Raw genomic sequence first — 23,575 nt, 5'->3', positions numbered from 1 at the left:
AAAGGCCATCCCAATCAGGACGGCCTTTTTCTTATTCAAACACTCAAAAACAATCTACGACGCTTTATCAAGCATCGGCTTTAAGAACTGACCGGTGAATGATTCTTTGGTATTCGCAACCTTTTCAGGCGTACCCTCAGCAATAATCATACCACCGTTTTTACCACCTTCAGGGCCCAAGTCCACAATCCAGTCCGCGGTCTTAATCACATCCAAGTTATGCTCAATCACCACAATGGTGTTGCCCTTATCACGTAAGGTATGCAGGATGTTAAGCAGCTTATAGATATCATGGAAATGCAGACCAGTGGTCGGCTCATCCAAGATATACAGCGTCTGACCGGTATCACGCTTGGCAAGCTCACGTGCCAGCTTGACACGCTGCGCTTCACCACCTGATAGCGTTGGCGCAGACTGACCCAGACGAATGTAGCTTAAGCCCACATCCATCAGTGCTTGCAAGCGGCGATGAATCGGCGGAATGGCAGAGAAGAACTCAGTGGCATCTTCCACCGTCATATCCAGCACTTCAGCGATGCTCTTACCTTTGTAATGAATCTCAAGCGTCTCACGGTTGTAGCGCTTGCCATGACAGCTGTCACACGGCACATACATATCGGGCAAGAAGTGCATTTCTACTTTAATCAGGCCATCACCCTGACAGGTCTCACAGCGTCCGCCTTTGACGTTAAAGCTAAAGCGGCCGGCTTTATAACCACGAGCTTTGGCTTCTTGGGTCTGTGAGAACAGGTCACGAATAGGGGTAAACACACCCGTATAGGTCGCTGGGTTAGAGCGGGGTGTACGCCCAATTGGGCTTTGGTCAATATCGACCATCTTATCCAGATACTCAAGACCGGTAATGCTGTCGTATTTATCAGCGATAAGCGTAGATGCGTTATTTAACTGAGTGGCAGCAAGCGGCATCAAGGTGCGGTTAATCAGTGTTGACTTACCTGAGCCTGATACCCCTGTCACACAGGTAAAGGTACCGATTGGAATGGTCAAATCCACATCTTGTAAGTTGTTGCCATTAGCGCCTTTTAGCTCAATTTGCATTGGCACAATCTTTTTCGCTTTTGGCTTTTTGTTCTTCGCCTCTTTTGCCGCAGCGGCAGCCTTAGCTTTGCCCATTGGCATAATGCGTGCTTTTTCTGGCGGATTATTCAGATCAATGGTTTTGGCTTTGTGACGCACCTTAGGAATGGCAATCTCTTTTTTACCGGAAAGATACTGACCGGTTAGCGACTCTTCCACATCCATAATCTCTTGCATCGTACCTTGTGCAATCACATGACCACCATGCACACCGGCGCCGACACCGATGTCAATCACGTGGTCAGCTTGGCGAATCGCATCTTCATCATGCTCAACCACCAATACGGTGTTGCCCAAGTCACGTAGGCGAGTTAGGGTCTGAAGCAGACGGTCATTGTCACGTTGGTGCAGACCAATAGACGGCTCATCAAGTACGTACATCACGCCCATGAGACCCGCACCAATTTGGCTGGCCAGACGAATACGCTGAGCCTCACCGCCTGATAAGGTTTCAGCAGAGCGAGCAAGGTTAAGATAATCTAGACCGACGCTGACTAAGAAGTTTAAACGCTCGTTGATTTCTTTAAAAATCTTTTCACTGATTTCACCTTTGGCGCCTGACATTTTTAAGTCTGCATAATAATCTGCGGCATCGCCAATCGACATTTGCACGATATCAGCAATGCCTTTGTCATCGACACGCACGTTACGGGCAATCTCATTAAGACGTGCGCCATCACAGACGTTACAGGTGGTGTCAGCTAAGTATTTGGCCAGCTCGTCACGCACAAAGTTACTTTGGGTCTTGGCATAACGGCGCTCAAGATACGGCAGTACCCCTTCAAATGGGGTGGTCTTTTTGGTTTTACGGCCCCGCTCATCAGTAAAGTTAAATTCGACTTTCTCTTTGCCTGAGCCATTTAAGATAATATCGCGGTGTGCTTTATCCAGCTCTTGCCACGGGGTATCCATATCAATATTAAAGTGATTGGCCACCGTGCTTAATAAACCAAAGTAATAAGCATGGCGCTTATCCCAACCATTAATCGCCCCTTGGTTTAAGGATTTTTCAGTATTGGTGACTAATTTGTCAGCAGAGAAGTATTGACGTTTGCCGAGGCCATCACAGGCAGGGCAGGCGCCATACGGGTTGTTAAAACTAAACAGGCGAGGCTCAAGCTCTGAGACCGCGCGGTCACAGACTGGGCAAGAATGCTTGGCGGACAATACTTGATCATCGCTATCTTGGTTTGACGCATCGGGATTGGGATTGCCATCCATATAATGCAAAATAGCCAAATCACCGCCTAAGCGCAGCGCCGTCTCTAAGCTCTCTGCCACACGATTGCCTAAATCATCACGGACTTTAAAGCGGTCGACCACCACCTCAATGGTGTGCTTTTTATTCTTCTCAAGCGCCGGCAGCTCATCCATATCATAAACGTGGCCATCCACACGCACACGCACAAAACCTTGACCGACCAATTGCTCAAGCAGCACCACATGCTCGCCTTTGCGGTCACGAATCACAGGCGCTAAAATCATCAGCTTGGTGTCTTCAGGCAGCGCCATAATATCATCGACCATCTCAGTAATGGTCTGTGCCACCATGGGTAGGTTATGCACCGGACAAAATGGGGTGCCGACGCGGGCATAAAGCAGGCGCAGGTAGTCGTAAATCTCGGTAATGGTACCCACTGTCGAGCGGGGGTTGTGGTTGGTTGATTTTTGTTCAATGGCAATGGCGGGAGACAAGCCCTCGATGCTATCAACCTCAGGCTTGTCCATTTGTGATAAGAACTGACGCGCATACGCCGATAAGCTTTCGACATAACGGCGCTGGCCTTCTGCATACAAGGTGTCAAATGCTAAGGACGATTTACCCGAGCCTGACAAGCCGGTGATCACCACAAATTTATCACGAGGAATGTCAATGTCGATATTTTTTAGGTTGTGGGTGCGTGCGCCGCGAATCTTAATGTGTTCGTGTGCCATAGAGAGCCTTTTGTTATAAATTTAATAAGTAAGTAAATAAATAGGGGGTAATTGGGTTTATGGATGATGAGGTGATTTAATTGGGTTTGAAATATAAATTAGTTATAAAAGTAAGCGGAGTGCTATTGCCCCACTCATTTAATGCTCGGCCAATTTAATACCTAGTAATTGAGCCAACAATAGCCCAGTTACTCGCTAAGTTAAATAAGAGGTGAGTTTAATAAATGTATAGGTTAGTTAGAGTTTGTTTAGAGCAATAAATGCAGTATGAATAAGCTATTAATGGGTGTGATTTGGCCAAAATTCAAGAGCAAGCAGCAGCAAGATGGCTTAAATAGCGTTGCTAAAATTGAATACATGCACCGATACTTAACGGCAGATAAGGCAGCAGCCACTCATGTTGCAGAGCAGAAAAATGGTATAACCAAATTTGAGTATAATGTCGCTGCGCATAGCGGGAGTGAATCCATTATAATGGCACAGTTATTTGACAGTCATCACCCCATCATGTGGGTGCCGCTATAGTGGGAGCAATATGAATAGCATCGAGAAGCGAGCCATTGCCGGTATAGGTGGTATCTTTGCACTGCGTATGATCGGCCTATTTATGATAGTGCCGGTCTTTTCGGTTTATGGTAACAATTATGCCCATGCCACACCCTTATTAATTGGTTTGGCTGTCGGTATTTATGGGTTGGGGCAGGCCCTATTCCAAATCCCTATGAGTATGGCAGCGGATAAATTTCCGCGCAAGCCGATGATATTTTTAGGGCTATTATTATTTGCCATCGGCGGTGTGGTCGCTGCGACTGCCACTGATATTTATCAAGTCATTATCGGTCGGGCGCTGGCAGGTAGTGGCGCAGTCTCGGCAATTCTTATGGCATTATTGGCCGATGTAACCCGTGAGCAGCAGCGTACCAAGGCTATGGCCACTATGGGACTGACCATTGCGACTTCTATTATGCTGTCATTTGCCATTGGACCGATGATGGTAGCCAGCCTAGGTATCTCTGGGCTATTTTGGTTGACCGCAGTATTTGCGCTGGTTGCTATGCTGCTGTTATTGTTTGTGCCTACCCCGCTTAGAGTACTGCGACACAATCTGGCCAATCAATCGATAGGGGAGCAGCTAAAAGAGGTGCTGCGTATTGGCGATTTAAACCGGCTGCATATCGGTATCTTTGCACTGCATTTAACCATGACCGCCATCTTTGTGATTGTGCCTCAGCAGTTGGCAGACGTGCTAGATTTGAGTGTGCGTCAACAGGGTATGGTGTATTTGCCGCTGCTGTTTATTGGCTTTGCCATTGCCATTCCCTTTATCATTATTGCCGAAAAAAAACGCAAAATGCGTCAGATATTCTTAGCGGCATTAACTGTGTTGGTCGCAGCGTTTGTCTGTCTGGCGCTAGGCAGTAAGTTAAGCTATGTATTGCTGTTTGGGCTCGGTCTTTACTTTATCGGTTTTAATTTACTTGAGGCGACGATTCCCTCTTGGATTTCTAAAAAAGCACCTGTGGCCAATAAAGCGACGGCGATGGGTATTAACTCCTCCAGCCAGTTTTTAGGAGCCTTCTTCGGTGGGGCCTTGGGCGGTATGTTACTTAGCCAAGGTCCGATGCTGGCCTGGGGGCTGCTCGGTGCAGTAATGGCTGTGGCGTTGGTCTTAATTCTACCGATTTCGCAGCCCCCTTACTTAACCAGTACCACGTTAGCGATTCCCAAACAGGTAGATGTCACGGCGTGGTCACAGCAAGTTATGTCAGTCGGTGGGGTGGATGAAGTGGTGGTTATGCCCAAAGATGGGGTGGCTTATTTAAAACTTGATAAACAAAAAATCGATGATTATTCACGACAGTTACTGTCGCAACTTACCGAAACTAAGCTAGATATTTAGCCAAAATTTCGGTACAGTGAGGGCAAGTGCTAGCAAGTATGATACAGATAGTTTATATTAACTCACTATTTAATAAATATACAAAAAGGATAACTTATGCGTGGTGTAAATAAAGTCATTATTATTGGTAACTTAGGCAATGACCCTGAGACCCGCCAGTTCAGTAATGGGGGCAGTGTGACCAATATTTCGGTGGCGACCTCTGAGCAGTGGACTGACAAACAAACTGGGGAAAAGCGCGAGGCCACTGAGTGGCACCGAGTGACCTTATTTAATCGCTTGGGCGAAATCGCAGCTCAGTATTTACGTAAAGGCAGCAAAGTATACATCGAGGGCAGCCTACGTACCCGTAAATGGCAAGATCAAAACGGGCAAGACCGTTACACTACCGAAATCCGTGCCGATCAAATGCAGATGCTAGATGGCGCAACCGGTGGTATGGGCGGTGGCGGGTTTACGGGTAATCAGACCGGTGGCCAATGGGGTCAAGGCGGCCAAGGTAATCAGGGCAATCAAGGCTTTGCTGGCAACCCGAACACCACTCAAGGTGGTTTTCAAGGTCAACAAGGCGGTGGTTTTCAAGGTCAACAAGGCGGCAATCAGGGTGGTAATACCTTTAATGCACCACCTGCTGCTACTTCTGGTCAAACTAACTTTGCGCCACAAGCACCGGCTGCACAGCCACCTCAGCCTCAGCAGACCCCTGCCTTTAACAATCAAACAACCATCCCTGCAGGTGGTATGACTGATACGCCTAAAGATGACGATATCCCGTTCTAAATCTTGTAAATAAATAAGTGTTAAGGTTATTGTATAGATAAACTCTTAAAAGCCTTATTTAAATTGATTTCCCTGAGCTTTGATCTAGAAATATAATGTAAACAATCTAGATTGAAACTCAGGGTTTTTTTATACGTGCACTTTAGTAAATATTATAAGAAAATTATTGTAAACATATAAATTGTTATATAAAATAAATGTAAATATAATTCTAAGTCGAGATTCATATGAGAGTAGTGGTTATTACACACCTTAGTGGAGAACAGATTCCTATTATTCTTGACTCTGTTGATTTACCACTTATCGAGCCAAATGAGTATCTACTATCAAATCGAAGTAAAAGTATAAGTACATTAGTGAGAAATGCCCGAGAATTAGTTGTTTTTTATGAATGGCTAGACAATCAAAATATTAATCTTGAATCAAAGTTATTAGCTAAGGTTTCTTTTAGTTCAGCGCAAATTAAATCATCATTAATCGATCACTTAAGAGTGAATAGAGAGGATGGTAATGCAGTTGCACCTTCAACCTTCAACTTGAGGCTCATGACTGTTAGAAAATACTTAAATTGGTTTATGAGCACACTTCTAGCTAAATTACCTTACTCTTCTGCTACATATAGGGGGTTATCGGATAGAAAGATAATACTTGATGAGTGGTTATCTTCATCATTCATATCTAACCCACCAAGTAAAAGATATCTCAATAAAGGCTTAACAGATAGTGAGGTGGAATTTCTGATGAAAGTACTAGACCCCTCATTCAAGAATTCATTCGGGTCTAATGAAGCTATAAAGAATAGGAACTTCGTCATAGTAGGCTTAATGCTTTATTGCGGTCTACGACCTGGAGAGCTGCTGAGCTTAAGGGTAGAAGATATAACATTTGGCGCTATATCTTCAGTTGAGGTGGTTAGAAGGAAGCTAGATATATCTGATACACGTAAGCCAAGGCCTAGTGTGAAGAGAAACGGTCGCTTATTACCACTCAATAATTCAGAATTAATACATAGATTGAATGAATATATTGTTAATTGGAGGGAGGTGTTAGAGGAAAAATCGGATATTGAGTCTGATTATTTAATTTTGAGTGATGAAGGTACTCCACTCTCGCAGGCCTCTATAACTCAGTTATTTCATTTATTAAGAGGAAAGTACATTGACGATTTACCTGAAAACTTGAGTGCTAAGTCTCTAAGGCATACGTTTTCCTCGAGAATGGAAAGAGAGCTTAGGACGAGCGGAATGAGTGAAAACAAGAGAAAACAAGCTTTAGCATTTTTGAGAGGTGATTCCAGTCTAGAGTCTCAAAATGTATACATTGCTCAAGAAGTGGATGAAAATGCAAGAAGAGCTATGAGCAATTATCAAAGAAATCTTATTAGATAAGGAACCTTAATGCTACTTCAACACTCTATTAGTAAAACAAAAAAAGATAAATCGGGAACTATTATCACAAGAGAAGGTTATAAGGTTGATGTTTCAAGTGACACTTGGGATTTACCTTATTCAGTATGCTCAAGCAGACTTAATTTTAGTAGATTTGAATCGATCTTAATTCGAGAAGCTCTAAAAAATTATGTTATACATCGCATGATTCATACATCCACTCATGCTGGTAAAGTTTTATTTGAAGACGTAGCTAGAGAAATACTTCCCTTCATTGAAAAAAACTCTAATAAAACTACCCACGTAGAAGATCTATTAGTAAAGGCGTTCGAACAGTCAATTTCTAAAGCGAGAGCTAATCACCGTCTATGGGCGTTATACCGTCCAATTCAATGGTACATATGGTCTGAAACTAATAATCCTAGTCTAGGCTTTTCTTCTAGGTATGCAAAACAACTTTCAGGTATGACCATACCTGGGAATCCTAAAGGAGAAGCTGTTAAAAGCCTAGACCCTGAAAAAGGACCGTTAGATAGGTCTATAGAGTTGCCTTTGATAATTAAAGCACTAGAACAAGATAATAGTAACATACACCATCACTTACAGGAGAAAGCTGCGATAGCACTGTCAATAGCTTTAGGAAGAAATCCAAGTAACTTGACTTATTTGCGAGAAAGCGACTTATCAAAGTTAACTCCTGATAGCATTAGTGAACCTACTTATATAATAAAGGTCCCTCGAATTAAGAAAAGACAATTACATCCTCGCGATGATTATATGGAAGAGTACTTAGATCCTTTGTTTGGTAGGATTTTAGAAGAGTTAATAAATGCTAATAAAAAAATCGAATTAGTATGGAATGGTAATAAGTATGCAGACTCTAGCCAACGACCGCTATTTATCAAGCAATCAGGCAACCCTTCTGCAATAAAAGCATATTTGATAGAAGACGTTTTCAATATGGAGAGTTCAGATATCTCGAGCTTACTACAGTCATTTGTATCTCGTCATAACATTATATCTCCGATAACGAAGAAGCCCTTAAAAGTATCTGCTAGAAGGTTTAGGTATACCTTAGCTACTAGCTTAGCATCAGAAGGTATTAGTACTAAAGAGCTAGCTAGAATTTTAGACCATAGTGATACTCAAAATGTCCAAGTTTACTACGATACTAGAAATAGCATTGTAGCTCATTTAGATAAAGCTCTATCTCAACAGTTTGCAAAATACGTAACGCTATTCCAAGGAAAGGTTATTAGTGATAAGACTGAAGCCATTAATGGTGATAGAGATGATAAACAGCTAATCTTTGTTGATGAAGAAAAGCTTAGTCAACCAACAGATATTGGAGTATGTGGAAACACAAGTATTTGTCATTTAGATCCACCGTTTTCTTGTTACTTGTGCCCTAAGTTTCAGCCATATAAGTCAGCTGATCATGATTATGTACTTGAAAGCTTATTAGAAAATAGAGAACAACGTCTCGAGAAGTACGAGAATGCTAGATTGGGCGTTCAGCTTGATGATGTAATTATCGCTGTAACAAATGTTATAAACATTTGTAAGGAGGCTTAAATGTCTGATAATCGCTCAAAACGGAAAACAAAAGTAATACCATTTATTACTATCAAAGACGATCGTCAAAACAATCTTGAAGATTTAGTCAGCTTAGCAAAGACTCTTGAGCTAGAAGGGTTCGAAAACGTTAATTGGGAAGATCAGTTGTGGACTATTATTGGCGGTAGACTAGTAAATTTAACTGGAAAAAATTCTAAAATAGCTAGTATTGAGTTTAAACTTCCTCCTAATCTAGGAGAAGAGCCTTTAATAGATGAATGGACAGAATTAGCAAAAGCTTTGTTTGTACTAAGGTTTCATCAAAAGAATCAAGCTATATCTAATCAAAGAAACTTTATAACCTCTATTGGTTATATAGCTTATTCTGCACAAAGGTTAAATCTTAGTTTGTTTCAGATAACTCCAGAGGTATTAGATAGTGCCTGTGAATTAATTTCAAATCATTACGCATCATCTACAGCGTATAACTTACATAAGGCTGTTGGAGAGTTTGCAGCACATTGCGATGCTAATGGGTTGTGTAGAATTTTTTTAGATTATAAATATTCTGGAATGAAACGTCCTGAAAATACTGGAGGTCTGAAAGATAAAAGACTAGATGATCCTAATGTTTTAGAACCAACTAAAGCAGATCAAATGGTTGAGCCAATTGTATACCAAATTATAGGAGAACTTTATCAAGGATTACCTAAGGATCATAAATATAGACTTTATGTGCTGATTTTAAGTTTATTGGTTTTGACTGGTAGACGTTTAAGCGAAATTTTGTTAATGCCGTTTCAGACAGTGCAAGAAGACAAAGATGGTTATCCCTACCTTGATTATTTCCCACGAAAATCAAGCTTAGGTGATGTATATACCCCTAAGGAAAGATTGTATCTGCCATCGAAAGTAGCTCCTATAGCAAAAGATATCGTAGAGGAAGTGATCAGGTTAACTGAACCGGTACGAAAGACAGCTAAGGTGATGCAAGCAACTAATGGTCCAGACTTAGAGTTTCTGAATGGTATATCTAATAATGCGAAACTATACTCAAAGGACATAGAGAGGTTAGGTTTAGGGTCGCATCTATTATGGAAAAAATACTGGTTTAGAAATCATAACTATGCTTGGAGTGAGATCAAAAACAATCAACAAGTTTTTTATACTAGTAAAAAGGGGGTAGTCGAATATTGTACCCATTACTTCGAGCCTAATTATTTAAAGTCATACCATATTGACCAACAAGGAAAAAAATACTATTTGAGTGACTTGCTTTTTATTAGGAACTTAGGGCTTTCAGGTGGTGCCTACGCTCATTGGTTAGCTACAAGTTGTAGTCACTCAATGTTAGGAACATTTTTAAGATATTTCCCAGATTTAGCTAGAGAGTATGCTAGTCAACATATTGACGTAGATTTTAATAGCCATCATTTTCGACATACGATGAATACTTTGCTTGATGAAGGTGGCTTAAGTGATTTATTACAGACTGAATGGTTTGGTAGAAAAAACTCTAGGGATACTAAGGCGTATCAACATACCAGCCCTGCTAAGCGTGCTTTGATGCTTAGAGAAGATATAAAACAAGGCGATGCTAATGGCATATTAGCAGACCAACTGAACTCAATACCAATTGAGCATCAAGATGCAGTGCTTGAAGCACGAATTAAAGCAGTACACGATGTAGGCACAGGTCTGTGTATTCATAATTTCTCTCAGATGCCGTGTGAGAGGCATTTACAGTGCTCAGCAGAGTGTAAGGACTATGTATGGATTAAAGACGATTCTGAGCGAATTGAGGAGGTTAAGAGACTATATGCGATAACGACCCTTGCTCAGGAAACTGCTGAAAAAAAGATGGAGTCCAATAAACCCAAAAAAAGTAGCGATTGGATAATACATAATAAGAAGAAACGTCGTACTTTAGAAAAACAGCTGTCTGATTATGGAGTAGAGGATTTTGATCCTGCTGAATACTTAAAAGGAGTGAATAATGTCTAAATTTCGTCACATGTCAGATGGTGATATTAAACTAATCGTTCAAGAGCTCGATAAATGGACGCTAGGAGAGCTAGGATCAAAATTAACTTGGAAAATACTGGTTGATAAGTTTGGATTTAGTAGGCAGTCATTACAAGCCAAGCCTGAAATAAAAGCAGCGTATGATAACGCTAAACATGCCTTATCTGGCGGATTAGTGAAGTCTAAGAAACAGACTGAAGAAGAGTATAAAAAGTTGCTGGTAGAGCTAGAAAGAACTAAGGTTGAACTCGACACATATAAAGAGAAAGAGCAACTGTGGTTCAGACGTTGGCAACAGATTGCTTATCATATTAGACAGAAAGGTATTGAGGTTTCTGAAGTTGACAAGAGAGTAAACGAATCAGATGTAGATTTGCCTTCAAAGAGCGAGACGGCAAAAATACTTAGACCTTTTGATAAGAAAATACCGCCATCAGGAAGAGTATAGATATGAGTCTAGAGTTAAAAAAACAGAGTAATCCATTCTCTACAGGTGGTGGTGGCGTTAATTTCGAAACTAGAGTCCAAGCAGCTTTTGCTATATCGCTTTTAACACAATCCTTTGTTCCATGTTTATCGAAGAACACGAGAGCTAAGGAACTAAAGTTTCAGAATAAATACGATGGTGTAAATACTGATGATTTTGTTTTAGTTGCTTCAGATTCTTTTGGTAAAGAAAGCAGACTGTACGCACAAATCAAGCATGAAATAACCTTAAGCGAGAATGAGGATTCAGTATTTGGAGAGGTTATTAAAAGTGGATGGAAAGATTTCAAGAGTGATGACTTTAACCCTAAAGTTGACTCAATTGCCTTGATAACAGGTCAATTGCATAAAGTAGATATCAATAACACACTACCAATATTAGAATGGGCTAGATACTCATCAAGCTCAACTGATTTTATTAAGAAGGTAAATACGGTAGGGTTCACTAGTAAAACCAAATTGGAGAGGCTTGATAAATTTAGAACGCAGCTTACTCGTGCAAATGATGGCAATAATGTATCGGACGATGAACTATGGCAGTTTTTAAAGATATTCCATCTTATTGGATTTGATTTAGATAATGAGTATTCGGTGGTTGCAAATCTACTATGCTCACTCATTGAATGTTACACAGAAGAATCACCCTCTCTTGTCTTATCAAAAATAATCACTTGGGTTCAAGAGTTTAATCAAAATGCAGGAGTCTTAACTCAGAATAATATTTCTGAAGAGGTAAATTCATTATTTAAAACTAAGAGCAAAGTAGATTTTGAACACGACCTTCTAAAACTTAGAGAACGTAGTGAATATATCCTTCAAGCAATATCTAGCTCAATTAAGGAAACTCATATAGATAGAGTTGCAGAGCTAACGCAAATAACAGAAGGTTTTTATGATTGTGACTTCTTATTTGTCACGGGAGCTAGAGGAACTGGTAAATCAGGGCTTGTAAAAGACTACATAGATTTAAAGGGTGTAGACATACCAGTCTTTTATCTTAGAGCAGAAGATTTAGATAAAAATCATATTAATGACGTTTTTGCATCTATGGGGATGAAATCTACCTTAGGTGAGATTGAAGGATATTTCTCACTTATCAATGAGAAAATTCTAGTCATTGAATCTTTGGAAAAAGTTTTAGAATTTGATAATACATCTGCCTTCACTGATCTGCTCAATTTTATCAATAACCAAACAGGTTGGAAAATTATTGCTACTGGACGTGATTATGCTTATCAGCAATTAGTATTTACTTACCTTCAATCTAGTGGTATACGATTCAATAGTATCAACATTAAAGGTTTTAACCAAGATCAACTTAATGAGGTTTGCGAACAAATCCCACAGCTCAATAGCTTGAATAATAACAGCGCATTAGTAGATATTATTAAGATACCATTTTTTATTCAGATTGCTGTAGTAGCCTTTAGTAATGGTGCAGATTTTATATCAGGTGGTACAGAAAAAGAGTTTAAGAATGTTGTTTGGTCTTCAGTGATTGAAAAGCAGTCACATCGTAACTCTGGTATGCCATTAAAACGTAGAAATACGTTTGTCGAAGTTGCTAAACAACGTGCGAAAAAGATGGTGTATGGATTATCTGATAGAAACTTTGATCCTGAAGCAATCTCGAAGCTAGAAGAAGATAACTTAATCAATAGGAATGAGTCCACTTCACTAATAAGTCTAACCCATGATGTGTTGGAAGATTGGGCATTAGAAAGGTTTATTGAAGATGAGTATGTCGAAAACTCACATGAATTATCAATTTTCTTTGAGTCTATAGGTAGTGAGCCTGCAATTAGTAGAGCTTTCAGGCTATGGTTATACGAAAAGCTAAAGTACGACAAATCAATTAACGAATTTATAGAAAGAGTGTTTGTTAGCAACATCGAGAGCTTTTGGAAAGATGAAACTATTGCTGCGATATTACAACACGATGCCCCAGAAGATTTTTTAAACACATTAAAACCTCAGTTACTTCGTAATGAATGCGAGCTTTTAATAAGATTCTGTTTTATTCTCAGGATAACTTGTCAAAGGCCAAATCCACACCCTCGTTTTGCTGGACTGATTAAGCAAGTTGACAAGCATGACACGCTAACTTCTTTATTTCTGATTCCTTATGGTCAAGGATGGAAAGCACTGTTTGATTTCATCTATTCAGTGAGAGATGATTTAAATAAAGTAACTCGTAAGCATATTACGGAAGTAATAAAAGAATGGTGTGGCATTATTAATATATTTGATGACTTGCCTGAAGCTGCAAAAACAGTTGGGTTATTAACTATATGGTTGCTAGAACCTTTAAAAAGTAGTTATCGAGATGAAGAGCAACGTAAAGAGATAATTAGCGCCTTATTGAAAGTTGCACCAGCAATTCAAACAGAATTTAATGAGCTATTGTTGCAAGACGTTCTTGTTGTTAAGAATAATCCCGTAAGACTACCATATGTTGATGAATTAGTAGTTTTAGCTCTTAATGGATTAAATACTCCCATCCTATGTAAGTACTGTCCCGATCTCGTAATCAAGTTGGCCATGCATGAGTGGCTATTAGGAGAAGTTGAGGAACAAGACCTTTCAATCTATGGATTATCAAGAAATATTGATGTAGAAGAGTCTTTTGGGATTGATGAGATGAGGGGGTTATCGCCACCTGCCAGTGGTGCCAAAGGACCATTCAAGTATTTACTTCAGACTGACATTGGAAAAGCACTAAATTTTATAATTAATTTGTGTAACATCACAGCGCAGAAACATGCTGAATCTGATTTTTCATCACCGTCTATTAACAGCGAGGAGGAAATATTTTTTAGTGATTTCTTCAGCACAGAAATTACAGTAAGGGAGGTAGAGTTAATTCTAAATGATGGGTCTGTGGTGAAGCAATATGCGTCTCCTCTTCTTTGGAAAGGGTATCGAGGACATTCAACATTACCTGACGTGCTTCAATGTGCTCTTATGGCTTTAGAGAACTGGTTAATAGGTTACCTTGAAACTTGTAGTAATGAGGATAACCAAATAGAGTTTATTTTTAATCATTTGCTACGTAATAGTAATTCTGTGTTGCTTACTTCCGTTTTAGCATCAGTTGCAACAGGATTTCCTGAAAAAATAGGTAAATCTTCGTTACCTCTATTAAGAACTGCTGATTTATATATTTTAGATTTTAACCGTAAGTCTCAAGAAAGAGGAGCTAACGAGTTAAACTTCTTTATGCTTCAAGAACCTATGAGGGAAATATATATTGCAGAGCGTAGGAACGCGGCACTCAAACCGTGGCGAGGAGAGAGTTTAGAAACTCTTTTATTTAGAATGCAGTTTGATAATAACTTAAGAGATGATGCCATAGCAGTTGTTGAACAACTGACAAATGATGTGGTTAATTCAGATGAAAATCCCCTTAGATATATGCTCCGTCGTGTCGATACACGTATGATGCAGGCTGTTCATGATAAAGAAAATAATATAGTTAGGTTTGAAAATACCACTGATCTTCCATCAAAAATGAGACAAGAGCAAAGTGAGCTAAGCGAGCGTTTAAATAAGAGTAACAGAATTAGTACGCTACAATTATGGTCAGATAGTTTATTTAAAGAGGATATCTTTGAAGAAAAATATTACTCTACATATCAAGAGGCGTTGATAGAAGCAAAGTTGCTGCTTAAGTCTTTTCAAAATCGTGAGGTTTATGACTTAGAAAGAATTGCTATTGAAGCAATAGCAACGACTGCCGCAGTTTGTGTTCGTGACAACTTAGATTCGTTGAGTGATGAAGACAAAGATTGGTGTACTAATATTATTATCGATTCAATATCTACCAATGCAGATAATATAGGTGCATGTGCATGTGCATGTGCATATTCTCTATCGAGGCTACTCAATTTAGAGCTCGTTGATAGTCAGAGAGAGAAGATAGAATTAGCCTTAGCAAAAGTACTGACGCATGTTAACTCTGAAGTTAAAGATCACGCAGCTAAAGGAGTACGAGATTTCTTATGGGAAATAGACCCAAAGCTAGCTACTAACTGTTTAGCTGGAGTCGTCGAGTATGCAAGGTTTTATAAGGAAACTACTCCTTTACGAAGAGTTCATCACTTAGGAGAGCCTGAAAGAAGAGATGCACTTAGTAGGTGGACAGATTTAATTGCAGATTTTCGAGTTAAATTAATAAGTGGTAGATACGAAATTAACGTTGATGACATTACTCTAACTACCCATAGTTCTTCACTCATACATCTGCCAATGCTTATGATTCCTTTGAACAATAATAATCCTAATTATATGCATTTAATGTATAAGATTGTTGGCTTTGCATTTGAATCAGAGCGAAACCTTCAAAATTTACCTGAGGACCAAATAATATATCAAAACAAAGAGATTCAGGAGTGTCTAGTTGAACATCTTATTTCTTCAAAATCAGAAGGCTTTAAAAATTTTAAAGACTTATTAGTTGCAGGATGTGTTGAAGCTCCAAGCTTTATGTATCTTTTGAAGCTATTATTTGAAACAGAAATGGACAAGCAAGAAGATTTTGAATCAGTATGGGCATTATGGTCTGTATTAAGTCAAGGGGTTCATAAGATAGCGTTGAACGATATAGATGATCCTTACATGGGGTATCAAAATGACCTAAATAACTTGCTACGTAGTATGATGTTTCTTGGATATACGTGGACTGGGGTTGAGAAAGATATTAGTTTTATGAAAGTTGGTGCTAAAAATCTACTGGAATTTGCGAGTAAATATAATAATAACAGTAATGTATTTAAAGGTTTATCGGCCTTAATCTATAATTTTTATGATATTTTCTTCAGTGAAGGTATCTATATACTAGCTGAGAACCTCTCTAATAATCCTCAACTCCTTAGTAAACAAGGAGATACAGCCTTCTACTTAGAAATGATATTAGGGCGATATCTTCAATATGAAGAAAGAGGTGTGTTGAGTCGTAAAATGTATAATGTTTGCTTGTTTTTACTTAATAGTCTTGTTGAAACAGGATCTGCAAGAGCATATTATCTTCGTGAAAATTTGGTTCGATCAAGAAGAGTTCAATAAGTTTACTTTCCAATAAATATAGTAAGCTATAAAACTTTACATTTTATGTTATAAACCAAGTAATACTTATGCTGAGATAGGGGTTATAAAAGGGTAAAGTTTACAAAATTTACGATATGCTGCTCTGATGCTATATAGATTATCGGACGTACATATATTTATAAGAACTACCATTCTAGGATGCACCTTAGATGATATTGTAAATAACAAGATGTTGTATTTAGAAACATATGGCCCATTGATATAACTGTCATTGGGCTATATTTTTATATCTCTTGTTGTGAGGAGATGGGGGCGGTAATGAAATACTCTAAATTGATTCAGTTAACTGCCATAGGTGTGGCGTTGTTATTAATCCCAAGGCGCAGCAGTCGTCAGCCACAACAGACTGTAGTCCGGCCATCTGATCTAGAGGCAAACTCTGATTTTGTATCTGATGATATATCGCATGCCAAGCCAAAGTCATCTAAGCGCTCTGATCAATCCACGACACAAAGCAATACGGATAGGGATACCTCCAGTGACAGATAAGCCGATAGATTACGCGTTAATAGATACACACACTCATTTTGATGACTTTGTGTTTGATGAAGATAGGCTGAGCTTGGCAACTGCAGCTTATGGGTCTGGGCTACGTCATTTATTACTCATTGGTTATCTGGCCAAATATTTTGAGCGCATGCGGCAGACTCAGCAGCAGCTATCAAGCTATTCACATAACACACAAGCCAATAAGGCCGCAGTACCCAAGGTCTATCTTGCCTCAGGGCTACATCCTGCTTATATCTTTGAGCATACTGAAGCGGATTTAGACCGTCTGGCTCAATTCTTACAACGCCATCCTCATGTTGCTATCGGTGAGATTGGTCTGGATACCTTTAGCGATGAATTAAAAACAGATGAGTCGTTAAAAAAACAAAAACGCTTCTTTAGCGCTCAATTGGATTTGGCCGTTGAGCATCAGTTGCCTGTGTTGCTGCATATTCGTAAGGCTCATGCTGAATGCTTGGCGCTATTAAAACAGCATAGTTATAAAGCCACTGAACTTGGCGGTATCGCCCATAGCTTTAGTGGGGGTGAGCAAGAAGCCAAAGCCTTTGTTAAGCTAGGTTTTAAGCTTGGCGTTACCGGGCAGATTACCAATACCAATGCCAAAAAACTACGCCGAGCCATTACTGCCGTGGTAGAGGAGTTTGGCCTACAGAGCTTGGTATTAGAGACAGATTGTCCGGACATGACGCCTGTGTGCTGTCAGCAAGGAAGTACGCCTACCCGAAATGTGCCAGGTAATTTAGGCTTTGTGCTACAAGGGTTGAGTGAGCTTCTTCACGTGGATAAGGTCACCTTAGCACAGCAGCTGTGGCAAAACAGTTGTGAGGCGTTAAAAGTGGATTGGCCTTATCCCGCCTAACGAATGCTGTATAATAGCCTGTCGTTTTTATTTTAAAACCAGGTGATCGTAACTCTATTCATTAAATCTGGCCCTAAACCCATCATTTTATAAAAAGTAAGCGCTTTATGACCTCAACTTCAGCGACAGACAATAGCCAATATGATCGACGCTTCAAAGGCACTCAGACCTTATATGGTACAAAAGGCTTTGCCAATTTTGAAAAGGCGCATGTCATAGTCATCGGCGTGGGCGGTGTGGGTACTTGGGTGGCAGAAGGGCTAGCACGTACGGCAATTGGTCAAATGACTTTGATTGATATGGATGTGTTGGTGGCCTCCAATGTCAACCGTCAGCTGCCAGCCATGGACAGTGGCTTTGGAAAAAGTAAGATTGAACAGATGGCCGAGCGGGCGCGTCAGATCAATCCAAAGATACAGCTCAACTTAGTTGATGACTTCTTAACCGCAGAAAATGTCGCTCAGCTATTGCCAAGCCGAGAGCAGGCCAAGCAAAGCGCTGAGCAAGGGACAGCGACCATTGTACTTGACTGTACCGATGACATGTCGGCAAAGCTTGCCATTGCCTTACACTGCCGATTTAACAAATTAAAGCTAATTTGTGCTGGCGGTGCTGGTGGTAAAACCGATCCATTACAAATTACAGTGAGTGACCTAAAAGACACCTATCAAGATCCATTGCTGGCACGCCTGCGCACCAAGCTGCGTAATGAGCATGGCATTAATAAGGCCATGAAAGAGAAGTTCGGCATTAAATGTGTCTACTCCACTCAGCCGCCTATTGTCAATAAATCAGCCGATGGTAGCGTGCAGACCGGCGGCCTACATTGCGGCGGTTATGGCTCTGCGGTGGCCGTCACTTCGGTGGTGGGTATGGTCATGGTCAGTGAGACGTTAGCGATGCTAAGCCGCTAGTCTTGGTAGCCATCATAAAACAAACATCAAAAAAAGCCGTTATGATAACGGCTTTTTTAAACTGCTTCGATGCACTGATAGCTTAGCGAGCAGCGCCGCCGGCAGCGGTACAAACTGTGCGGTCATCATATCAGCTAATACCTGAGCACATAGCGGTGCAAAAGCATAGCCCTTAGAGCCCATGCCGCTCAGTGTCCAAATCAGACCCTGCTCATCGACTGCACCCACCAAAGGGTGATAATCTGGCGTCTGTGATCGAATACCCACTCGTGCCTGCCATCGCTGATATAAGTCAGCCTCTGTATCTGGTAAGGGTAGAACCGCCGAAAGCTCAGGCAGCGCCGTTAGTAGCTTTTGATGGTTAATCGCATGCTCACTAAGCCGAATCTCATCATCCAAATCATTGCGAATAAAGCTCGCCCCAAGCAAAAAAGTAGGCACAGAGGGCGTGACTGAGTTAACGGCTTCATCACCGGGCTGCGGTATAAAAGGGGCGCAGTAGCCTGAGTATTTTAGTGGTAAGGTTGGCAGTGCTTGCAGCTGCTCGGTAGTGGGCTCAAACCATGATAATTGACCCCGAATTTTACGAAACTCAAAAATGCGCGCATCCAAGCTTTGACTTTCAAAAGCGGCAGCAATAACCACTCTATTGACCGACAACACCTCCCCACTTTCGCAGTGCAGCATAACTTTAGTACGCTTAGCAGGCTGCGCCGTTATATCCGCAGTGACTTCAATTACTTCACTTACTTCAGCTACGTCATCAAAAGCCTTTGCCTGTAAGGGGGTAATGCGCTTAATGTTCGCTTGTTTAAAGCTGATGTTTGGGTGGGTAAGTACCTTATCGGCCAGTGCCTTAGGGTTAATAAGCCCTGATTGAGGCAGGTATAAATTCGCTGTCAAATCCTGCTGCTGTAAACCAGATATATCTCGGGCGCTATCAAGTGATAAGGTGGTGGCCATTTGCTCAGGATATTCAGCGATTTGGTGCACATCGACGTTACTTTTTTGTAGCAAGTCTAAGGTGGTGGTGGGGGTAAAGATTTTATGCTCACCTTGATCGATTTGACGATAAAAGCGTTGGCTATAAAGGTAGCTGATGCTGTGCAAATGCTCAGCCACATGAGCAAGCGGCGTCATCTTAGGAGCAAGCAGCGCCCTTGGGTTGCCAGAGGCACCCGCTAACGGGGCCTCTTTGTCTATTAAGCTCACCGCATTACCACACTGTGCCAATGACCAAGCCGCCATTAATCCACAAACACCTGCACCAATCACTGCAATCTGCTCGTTGGGCGTCACGGCATGTGTATCCAGTGTGACTTGCTTCTTAGAGCGTAATGCTAAAGTTGACTTGGCATCATACTCAGTAGCACCTTGGTTGTCACTGGTATCGTCACTGACTGCTACCGGCTCAAGCTTGGTGGCGGTTAGCATTTCACGTTTGCGTCCAAAGCCTTTGGTTTTTTTGATCTCAAAGCCTGCCGCCATCAAGCCGCGTTTGACCACGCCAGCACTGCTAAAGGTCGCCGCAGTAGTACCAGGCTTAGATAAGCGCTTTACCTGCTCAAAGATCTGATCTGCCCAAAGCGACTCATTACATGCAGGCGCAAAGCCATCTAAGTACCAAGCATCAATGTGAGCGCCGTAGGGCAGCGTGTCATAGCTATTGGCCAATTGTTGTAAGCTGAAACAGGCATCACCAAGCCATAAATCTAACGTGACATCTTCGGCCAACTGTAGGCGATGACAGCCAGATATCAAGGTGGGATATAAGGCGAGTAGCTGATCGACAAAGGGCACCAGACTGGTGTCTTTATGCTTCCAGCTTTCAAGACTGCGGCTTAAATCGGCATGAGTGAGCGGATACTTTTCGGTACTGATGATATGCAGCCGCGGTGTTAGCGAGCGTGAGCCCTTTAAATGGTCTTGCGAGCTCGTTTGCAGGTTAGTTTGTGAGTTGAAATAAGTATGGAACTGCTGCTTACTGTGTTCCCAAAGCTGCCAAGTGGCCAGTATATTAAGACCGGTACCAAAGCCTAATTCAGCAATGCTAAAGTTAGACGCTGCGCTACTATTCGCTCGGCTAAATAAGGCATCAAAGCGTTCAGGTAATTTATTTTGGGTCAAAAATACATAACGCGACTCATTTAATCCATCGACCAAAGAGTAATACACATCGCCGAATATCTCAGAGACGGGGACCACGTTACCGAGTTCATCTTCACGCCAAGACAGCTTGGCAGGGGTGACCTTATCCATTTTGTGCCTTATGTTATTGCTTGGGTTATGGTTTTTGTACCAAATCTTGCCTTAACTTTAAGAGTGCCCATTACCAGCGGTCACGGCGACTAAAGATAAAGCCGCCCAACAAAACGCCTAAGAATAAAGAGACGGCGACCGTCACCGCACCATACATAAACAGCTGACCGCTGCGCTCATTGATAAGTACATTAACGCGAGTCTCAAGATCATTAACATCACGCTGCAACTGAGCATTGCGGCTGAGCAGCTCTTGATTGGCCGCTGACAAATCAGCATCACTGGGCTGCATTTTACTGGCTAAGCTTTTTGGGTTTTTTAACACATCGGTATCAGCAGCGGTGCCTGATGCTTGTGCGGCGGCATCTTGTTGCTCAGAGTGAACCGTCTTTGGCAGAGTATCCCCATTAAACGGCGAGGCAGGTGGTGGCGCCACTTGTGGGTCTGTGGGTGATTGCTCGGTAGCCTGAGCGCCGGGCTGATTGACCACCACTGTCGGCGCAGCCACCGCAGTTAGCGGCAATGCAAATGCCATGCTTAATAGGCCGGCACTGAGCATGGCAGCTAGGCGATAGCGGGTTTTTGGAGACGATAATGAGGGAGTTTGAGACTGAGCAAAATCTGAGGCAGCGCGCATAGCTAGGGATTCCAAGAAGCAGTGAAGCTTGAGCAATTAGGCAGAGGGTAGGACTTTAATAAAGGGTTTGATATCGACATGGCTATATACGCCCGCTGTGAGATAAGGCTCTTGGCTGGCCCAGTCTTGGGCCGCTTCTAAGCTTTCAAAAGCGGCGATGATTAAGCTGCCTGACATGGCCGTTTGACCCACTTCAAGAGGCGTTGGTCCAGCGATAACCAAGCGGCCTTGTGCCTCAAGCTCGTGCAGACGAGCCAAATGAGCCTCACGGGTTTGTTGTCTAAGCTCAGAGGAGTTGGCCACATCATGGCCCATAATCATAAATAACGGCATATTCATTCTCAGTTAGTGTATTAGCCTAGCTTATTTTGGCTTGTTTGATTTATTAGATTTGTCATCTAGCATTTCAGGGTTAATGTGGCTTTTTAGTATCACAAACTGACCCACCATGAAGACTAACATGAAAGGTAGCCAGCCGTAGGTTTTGAAGTTGATCCAAGTTTGCTCGCTGGTATAAAAAGCAAAGTAGTACTGCAATCCGGCCATCAATACAAAATAGCCCACCCAGGCCAAAGTCAGCTTATTCCAGCCAGAGTGAGTCAGATTAAACACACTCTTCATGGCCATCTCTAACAAAGGTCGGCCGATTAATACACTGATTAATAAGGCCACGGCAAATATGCCGTTAATCACCGTCGATTTCCATTTTAGATAAATGTCATCATGGAACAATAAGGTAAGACCACAAAAGACCACGGTAAGCACTAAGGTAATCGCTTGTTGCTTGGTCAGGCGCCCCTTCTGGGTGATCAAATGGATCACTGCCACTGCGACCGTAGCGATTAAAATAGCCCCTGCGCCCGCCAAGATGCCTTGGGTTTTGGCCACATAAAAAAAGGCAAGTAAGGGGATAAAATCTAGCAATGCTTTCATAAAGGTCACAATAATAGAAAAAGAAGAGTGGGGGATGACTTGAGGCAATAGTTTACACGGCCTGACCCACAAAAAAAAGCATTGCGCATACAATACCTTGTAAGATGAGGTTTAAAGCGGGCAGTTATCTTTTTGCGAACTTAATTAAACACAGCTTTTACCAAAACATCGACAAATACCGCTCATTAACCGCTACAATAGTCACTCTATTTTATTGTAATTTTTAAGACTGCTATTATGCCGCACTGCTCACCATCACAACCCTCTACTACAAATCTTGCTTACAAACGCATTGACTTACATAGTCACAGTACCTGCTCTGATGGCAGCAATAGCCCAAGCGAGCTACTGCACAAAGCCCATGCCGCCCATATCGACATCTTTGCGCTAACCGATCACGATACTTTGGCGGGTATCCCAGAGGCCAAGGCCACGGCGCAAGCACTGGGTATTACTTTAATTAATGGGGTGGAGATAAGCTGTCAGCACACGCTTACTGGCGGCTATGGCAAGAATAAAGCCAAAGACAAAATTATTCACGTACTGGGTCTAGGCTTTGATGATTTTGAGCAGATGAATAACACCTTAACTCACATCCAAGTGAGCCGTGGCAATCGTGGCCGGATGATTGTACAAAAAATGGCTGAATTAACGGGTCATGACTTCGATGACATGTGGCAAGCTGTACTGCTAAAGGCAGATGGCAATGCCGATGCCGTAGGACGAGCACACATTGCCAAGGTCTTGTTAGAACAAGAGATTGTGCCTACCATGCAAAAGGCTTTTGATAAGTATTTGGCCGATAATAAAGCCGCTTATGTGCCCATTGAAACCTTAAGCATGCAAGATACCATTGAGCTGATTCATCGCTGCGGCGGCAAAGCGGTATTGGCGCATCCCACCCGCTACAATCTATCTGCGACTCGGGTACGTAAATTGATAGCCGAGTTTGCACAATTTGGCGGTGATGGCTGTGAGCTGCCCAGCAATGATGAGCCATTAAGCACACGGCGCATGGTGGATAGAAGTATTGCAGAGCATGGACTGCAAGTGTCAACTGGTAGCGACTTTCATGGCAGCAGCATGCCTTGGCGCAAGCTTGGCGACGTACCAAGCTTGGCTGAGGGGCAGACATTGGTGATTGAAGCGTTATTGAGTGCCTCTTAATTAAGGTCTACTTGCCGCGGT

General features: G+C 41.7%; 17 protein-coding genes. 12 read left to right on the top strand and 5 right to left on the bottom strand.

The annotated features are described in order from the left end of the window. Nucleotides 1-54: 54 nt before the first annotated feature. Nucleotides 55-3,033 (bottom strand): excinuclease ABC subunit UvrA, encoded by a 2,979-nt coding sequence (gene uvrA / locus DLE54_RS09455; protein ID WP_110816985.1) that lies wholly within the window; start codon nucleotides 3,031-3,033, stop codon nucleotides 55-57. A 267-nt stretch (nucleotides 3,034-3,300) separates the two neighbouring features. Between uvrA and DLE54_RS09450 the strand changes: the two genes are divergently transcribed. The 11 genes from DLE54_RS09450 (at nucleotide 3,301) to DLE54_RS09400 (ending at nucleotide 18,558) form a co-directional block, all read left to right on the top strand. Continuing rightward, nucleotides 3,301-3,558 (top strand): hypothetical protein, encoded by a 258-nt coding sequence (locus DLE54_RS09450; RefSeq protein ID WP_011961208.1) that lies wholly within the window; start codon nucleotides 3,301-3,303, stop codon nucleotides 3,556-3,558. Nucleotides 3,559-3,568: 10 nt separating this feature from the next. Beyond that, nucleotides 3,569-4,933 (top strand): MFS transporter, encoded by a 1,365-nt coding sequence (locus DLE54_RS09445; RefSeq protein ID WP_011961207.1) that lies wholly within the window; start codon nucleotides 3,569-3,571, stop codon nucleotides 4,931-4,933. 96 nt (nucleotides 4,934-5,029) lie between these two features. Continuing rightward, the gene (gene ssb / locus DLE54_RS09440; RefSeq protein WP_110816984.1) at nucleotides 5,030-5,713 is read left to right on the top strand and encodes a single-stranded DNA-binding protein; all 684 of its coding nucleotides are present in this window, start codon (nucleotides 5,030-5,032) and stop codon (nucleotides 5,711-5,713) included. Nucleotides 5,714-5,940: 227 nt separating this feature from the next. Next, nucleotides 5,941-7,101: a tyrosine-type recombinase/integrase gene (locus DLE54_RS09435; protein WP_110816983.1), complete on the top strand. Its 1,161-nt coding sequence runs from the start codon at nucleotides 5,941-5,943 to the stop codon at nucleotides 7,099-7,101. A gap of 9 nt (nucleotides 7,102-7,110) precedes the next feature. Continuing rightward, complete coding sequence (locus DLE54_RS09430; RefSeq protein ID WP_110816982.1) at nucleotides 7,111-8,676, top strand: site-specific integrase; 1,566 nt, start codon at nucleotides 7,111-7,113, stop codon at nucleotides 8,674-8,676. Continuing rightward, entirely contained in the window at nucleotides 8,677-10,662 is a 1,986-nt protein-coding gene (locus tag DLE54_RS09425) for an integrase (RefSeq protein WP_110816981.1), read from the top strand. Next, a complete protein-coding gene (locus tag DLE54_RS09420; RefSeq protein WP_264755949.1) occupies nucleotides 10,655-11,131 on the top strand; it encodes a protein kinase in 477 nt (158 codons plus the stop codon). The genes DLE54_RS09425 and DLE54_RS09420 overlap by 8 nt, the downstream gene beginning before the upstream one ends. Nucleotides 11,132-11,133: 2 nt before the next feature. After that, a complete protein-coding gene (locus DLE54_RS09415; RefSeq protein WP_110816979.1) occupies nucleotides 11,134-16,233 on the top strand; it encodes a hypothetical protein in 5,100 nt (1,699 codons plus the stop codon). 300 nt (nucleotides 16,234-16,533) lie between these two features. Further along, nucleotides 16,534-16,764 carry a hypothetical protein gene (locus DLE54_RS09410; protein ID WP_041773359.1) on the top strand — a complete coding sequence of 77 codons (231 nt, stop codon included), beginning with the start codon at nucleotides 16,534-16,536 and terminating at the stop codon, nucleotides 16,762-16,764. Further along, nucleotides 16,754-17,644, top strand: a complete 891-nt coding sequence (locus tag DLE54_RS09405) for a TatD family hydrolase (RefSeq protein ID WP_110816978.1) — start codon at nucleotides 16,754-16,756, stop codon at nucleotides 17,642-17,644. Before DLE54_RS09410 ends, DLE54_RS09405 begins: the two co-directional genes overlap by 11 nt. Before the next feature lie 107 nt (nucleotides 17,645-17,751). Continuing rightward, nucleotides 17,752-18,558, top strand: coding sequence for a ThiF family adenylyltransferase (locus DLE54_RS09400; protein ID WP_011961204.1), 807 nt, complete (start codon nucleotides 17,752-17,754; stop codon nucleotides 18,556-18,558). Nucleotides 18,559-18,597: 39 nt separating this feature from the next. Here DLE54_RS09400 and mnmD read toward each other — a convergent pair whose 3' ends face one another. The 4 genes from mnmD to ispZ form a co-directional block, all read right to left on the bottom strand. Beyond that, nucleotides 18,598-20,817 carry a tRNA (5-methylaminomethyl-2-thiouridine)(34)-methyltransferase MnmD gene (gene mnmD / locus DLE54_RS09395; protein WP_110816977.1) on the bottom strand — a complete coding sequence of 740 codons (2,220 nt, stop codon included), beginning with the start codon at nucleotides 20,815-20,817 and terminating at the stop codon, nucleotides 18,598-18,600. 70 nt (nucleotides 20,818-20,887) lie between these two features. After that, on the bottom strand, nucleotides 20,888-21,454 hold the full coding sequence (locus DLE54_RS09390; RefSeq protein ID WP_110816976.1) for a hypothetical protein: 567 nt from the start codon (nucleotides 21,452-21,454) through the stop codon (nucleotides 20,888-20,890). A gap of 36 nt (nucleotides 21,455-21,490) precedes the next feature. Beyond that, entirely contained in the window at nucleotides 21,491-21,787 is a 297-nt protein-coding gene (locus tag DLE54_RS09385; RefSeq protein ID WP_041773804.1) for a YciI family protein, read from the bottom strand. Between the two features lie 30 nt (nucleotides 21,788-21,817). Then, nucleotides 21,818-22,387, bottom strand: coding sequence for a septation protein IspZ (gene ispZ, locus DLE54_RS09380; protein WP_011961200.1), 570 nt, complete (start codon nucleotides 22,385-22,387; stop codon nucleotides 21,818-21,820). A gap of 237 nt (nucleotides 22,388-22,624) precedes the next feature. Between ispZ and DLE54_RS09375 the strand changes: the two genes are divergently transcribed. Beyond that, on the top strand, nucleotides 22,625-23,554 hold the full coding sequence (locus tag DLE54_RS09375) for a PHP domain-containing protein (protein ID WP_011961199.1): 930 nt from the start codon (nucleotides 22,625-22,627) through the stop codon (nucleotides 23,552-23,554). The last annotated feature ends 21 nt before the right edge of the window (nucleotides 23,555-23,575 follow it).

The organism is Psychrobacter sp. YP14, from assembly GCF_003209315.1.
Lineage (GTDB): Bacteria > Pseudomonadota > Gammaproteobacteria > Pseudomonadales > Moraxellaceae > Psychrobacter > Psychrobacter raelei.
The sequence above is the reverse complement of the archived record's forward strand: the minus strand, read 5'-3'. Positions and strand labels throughout refer to the sequence as shown.

Coding starts and splice junctions, on each gene's coding strand:
- DLE54_RS09410 (WP_041773359.1), top strand. CDS start 16,534: ATGAAATACTCTAAATTGATTCAGTTAACTGCCATAGGTGTGGCGTTG.
- DLE54_RS09420 (WP_264755949.1), top strand. CDS start 10,655: ATGTCTAAATTTCGTCACATGTCAGATGGTGATATTAAACTAATCGTT.
- DLE54_RS09375 (WP_011961199.1), top strand. CDS start 22,625: ATGCCGCACTGCTCACCATCACAACCCTCTACTACAAATCTTGCTTAC.
- DLE54_RS09450 (WP_011961208.1), top strand. CDS start 3,301: ATGAATAAGCTATTAATGGGTGTGATTTGGCCAAAATTCAAGAGCAAG.
- DLE54_RS09415 (WP_110816979.1), top strand. CDS start 11,134: ATGAGTCTAGAGTTAAAAAAACAGAGTAATCCATTCTCTACAGGTGGT.
- DLE54_RS09430 (WP_110816982.1), top strand. CDS start 7,111: ATGCTACTTCAACACTCTATTAGTAAAACAAAAAAAGATAAATCGGGA.
- mnmD (WP_110816977.1), bottom strand. CDS start 20,817: ATGGATAAGGTCACCCCTGCCAAGCTGTCTTGGCGTGAAGATGAACTC.
- DLE54_RS09425 (WP_110816981.1), top strand. CDS start 8,677: ATGTCTGATAATCGCTCAAAACGGAAAACAAAAGTAATACCATTTATT.
- DLE54_RS09435 (WP_110816983.1), top strand. CDS start 5,941: ATGAGAGTAGTGGTTATTACACACCTTAGTGGAGAACAGATTCCTATT.
- DLE54_RS09400 (WP_011961204.1), top strand. CDS start 17,752: ATGACCTCAACTTCAGCGACAGACAATAGCCAATATGATCGACGCTTC.
- DLE54_RS09390 (WP_110816976.1), bottom strand. CDS start 21,454: ATGCGCGCTGCCTCAGATTTTGCTCAGTCTCAAACTCCCTCATTATCG.
- ispZ (WP_011961200.1), bottom strand. CDS start 22,387: ATGAAAGCATTGCTAGATTTTATCCCCTTACTTGCCTTTTTTTATGTG.
- uvrA (WP_110816985.1), bottom strand. CDS start 3,033: ATGGCACACGAACACATTAAGATTCGCGGCGCACGCACCCACAACCTA.
- DLE54_RS09445 (WP_011961207.1), top strand. CDS start 3,569: ATGAATAGCATCGAGAAGCGAGCCATTGCCGGTATAGGTGGTATCTTT.
- ssb (WP_110816984.1), top strand. CDS start 5,030: ATGCGTGGTGTAAATAAAGTCATTATTATTGGTAACTTAGGCAATGAC.
- DLE54_RS09385 (WP_041773804.1), bottom strand. CDS start 21,787: ATGCCGTTATTTATGATTATGGGCCATGATGTGGCCAACTCCTCTGAG.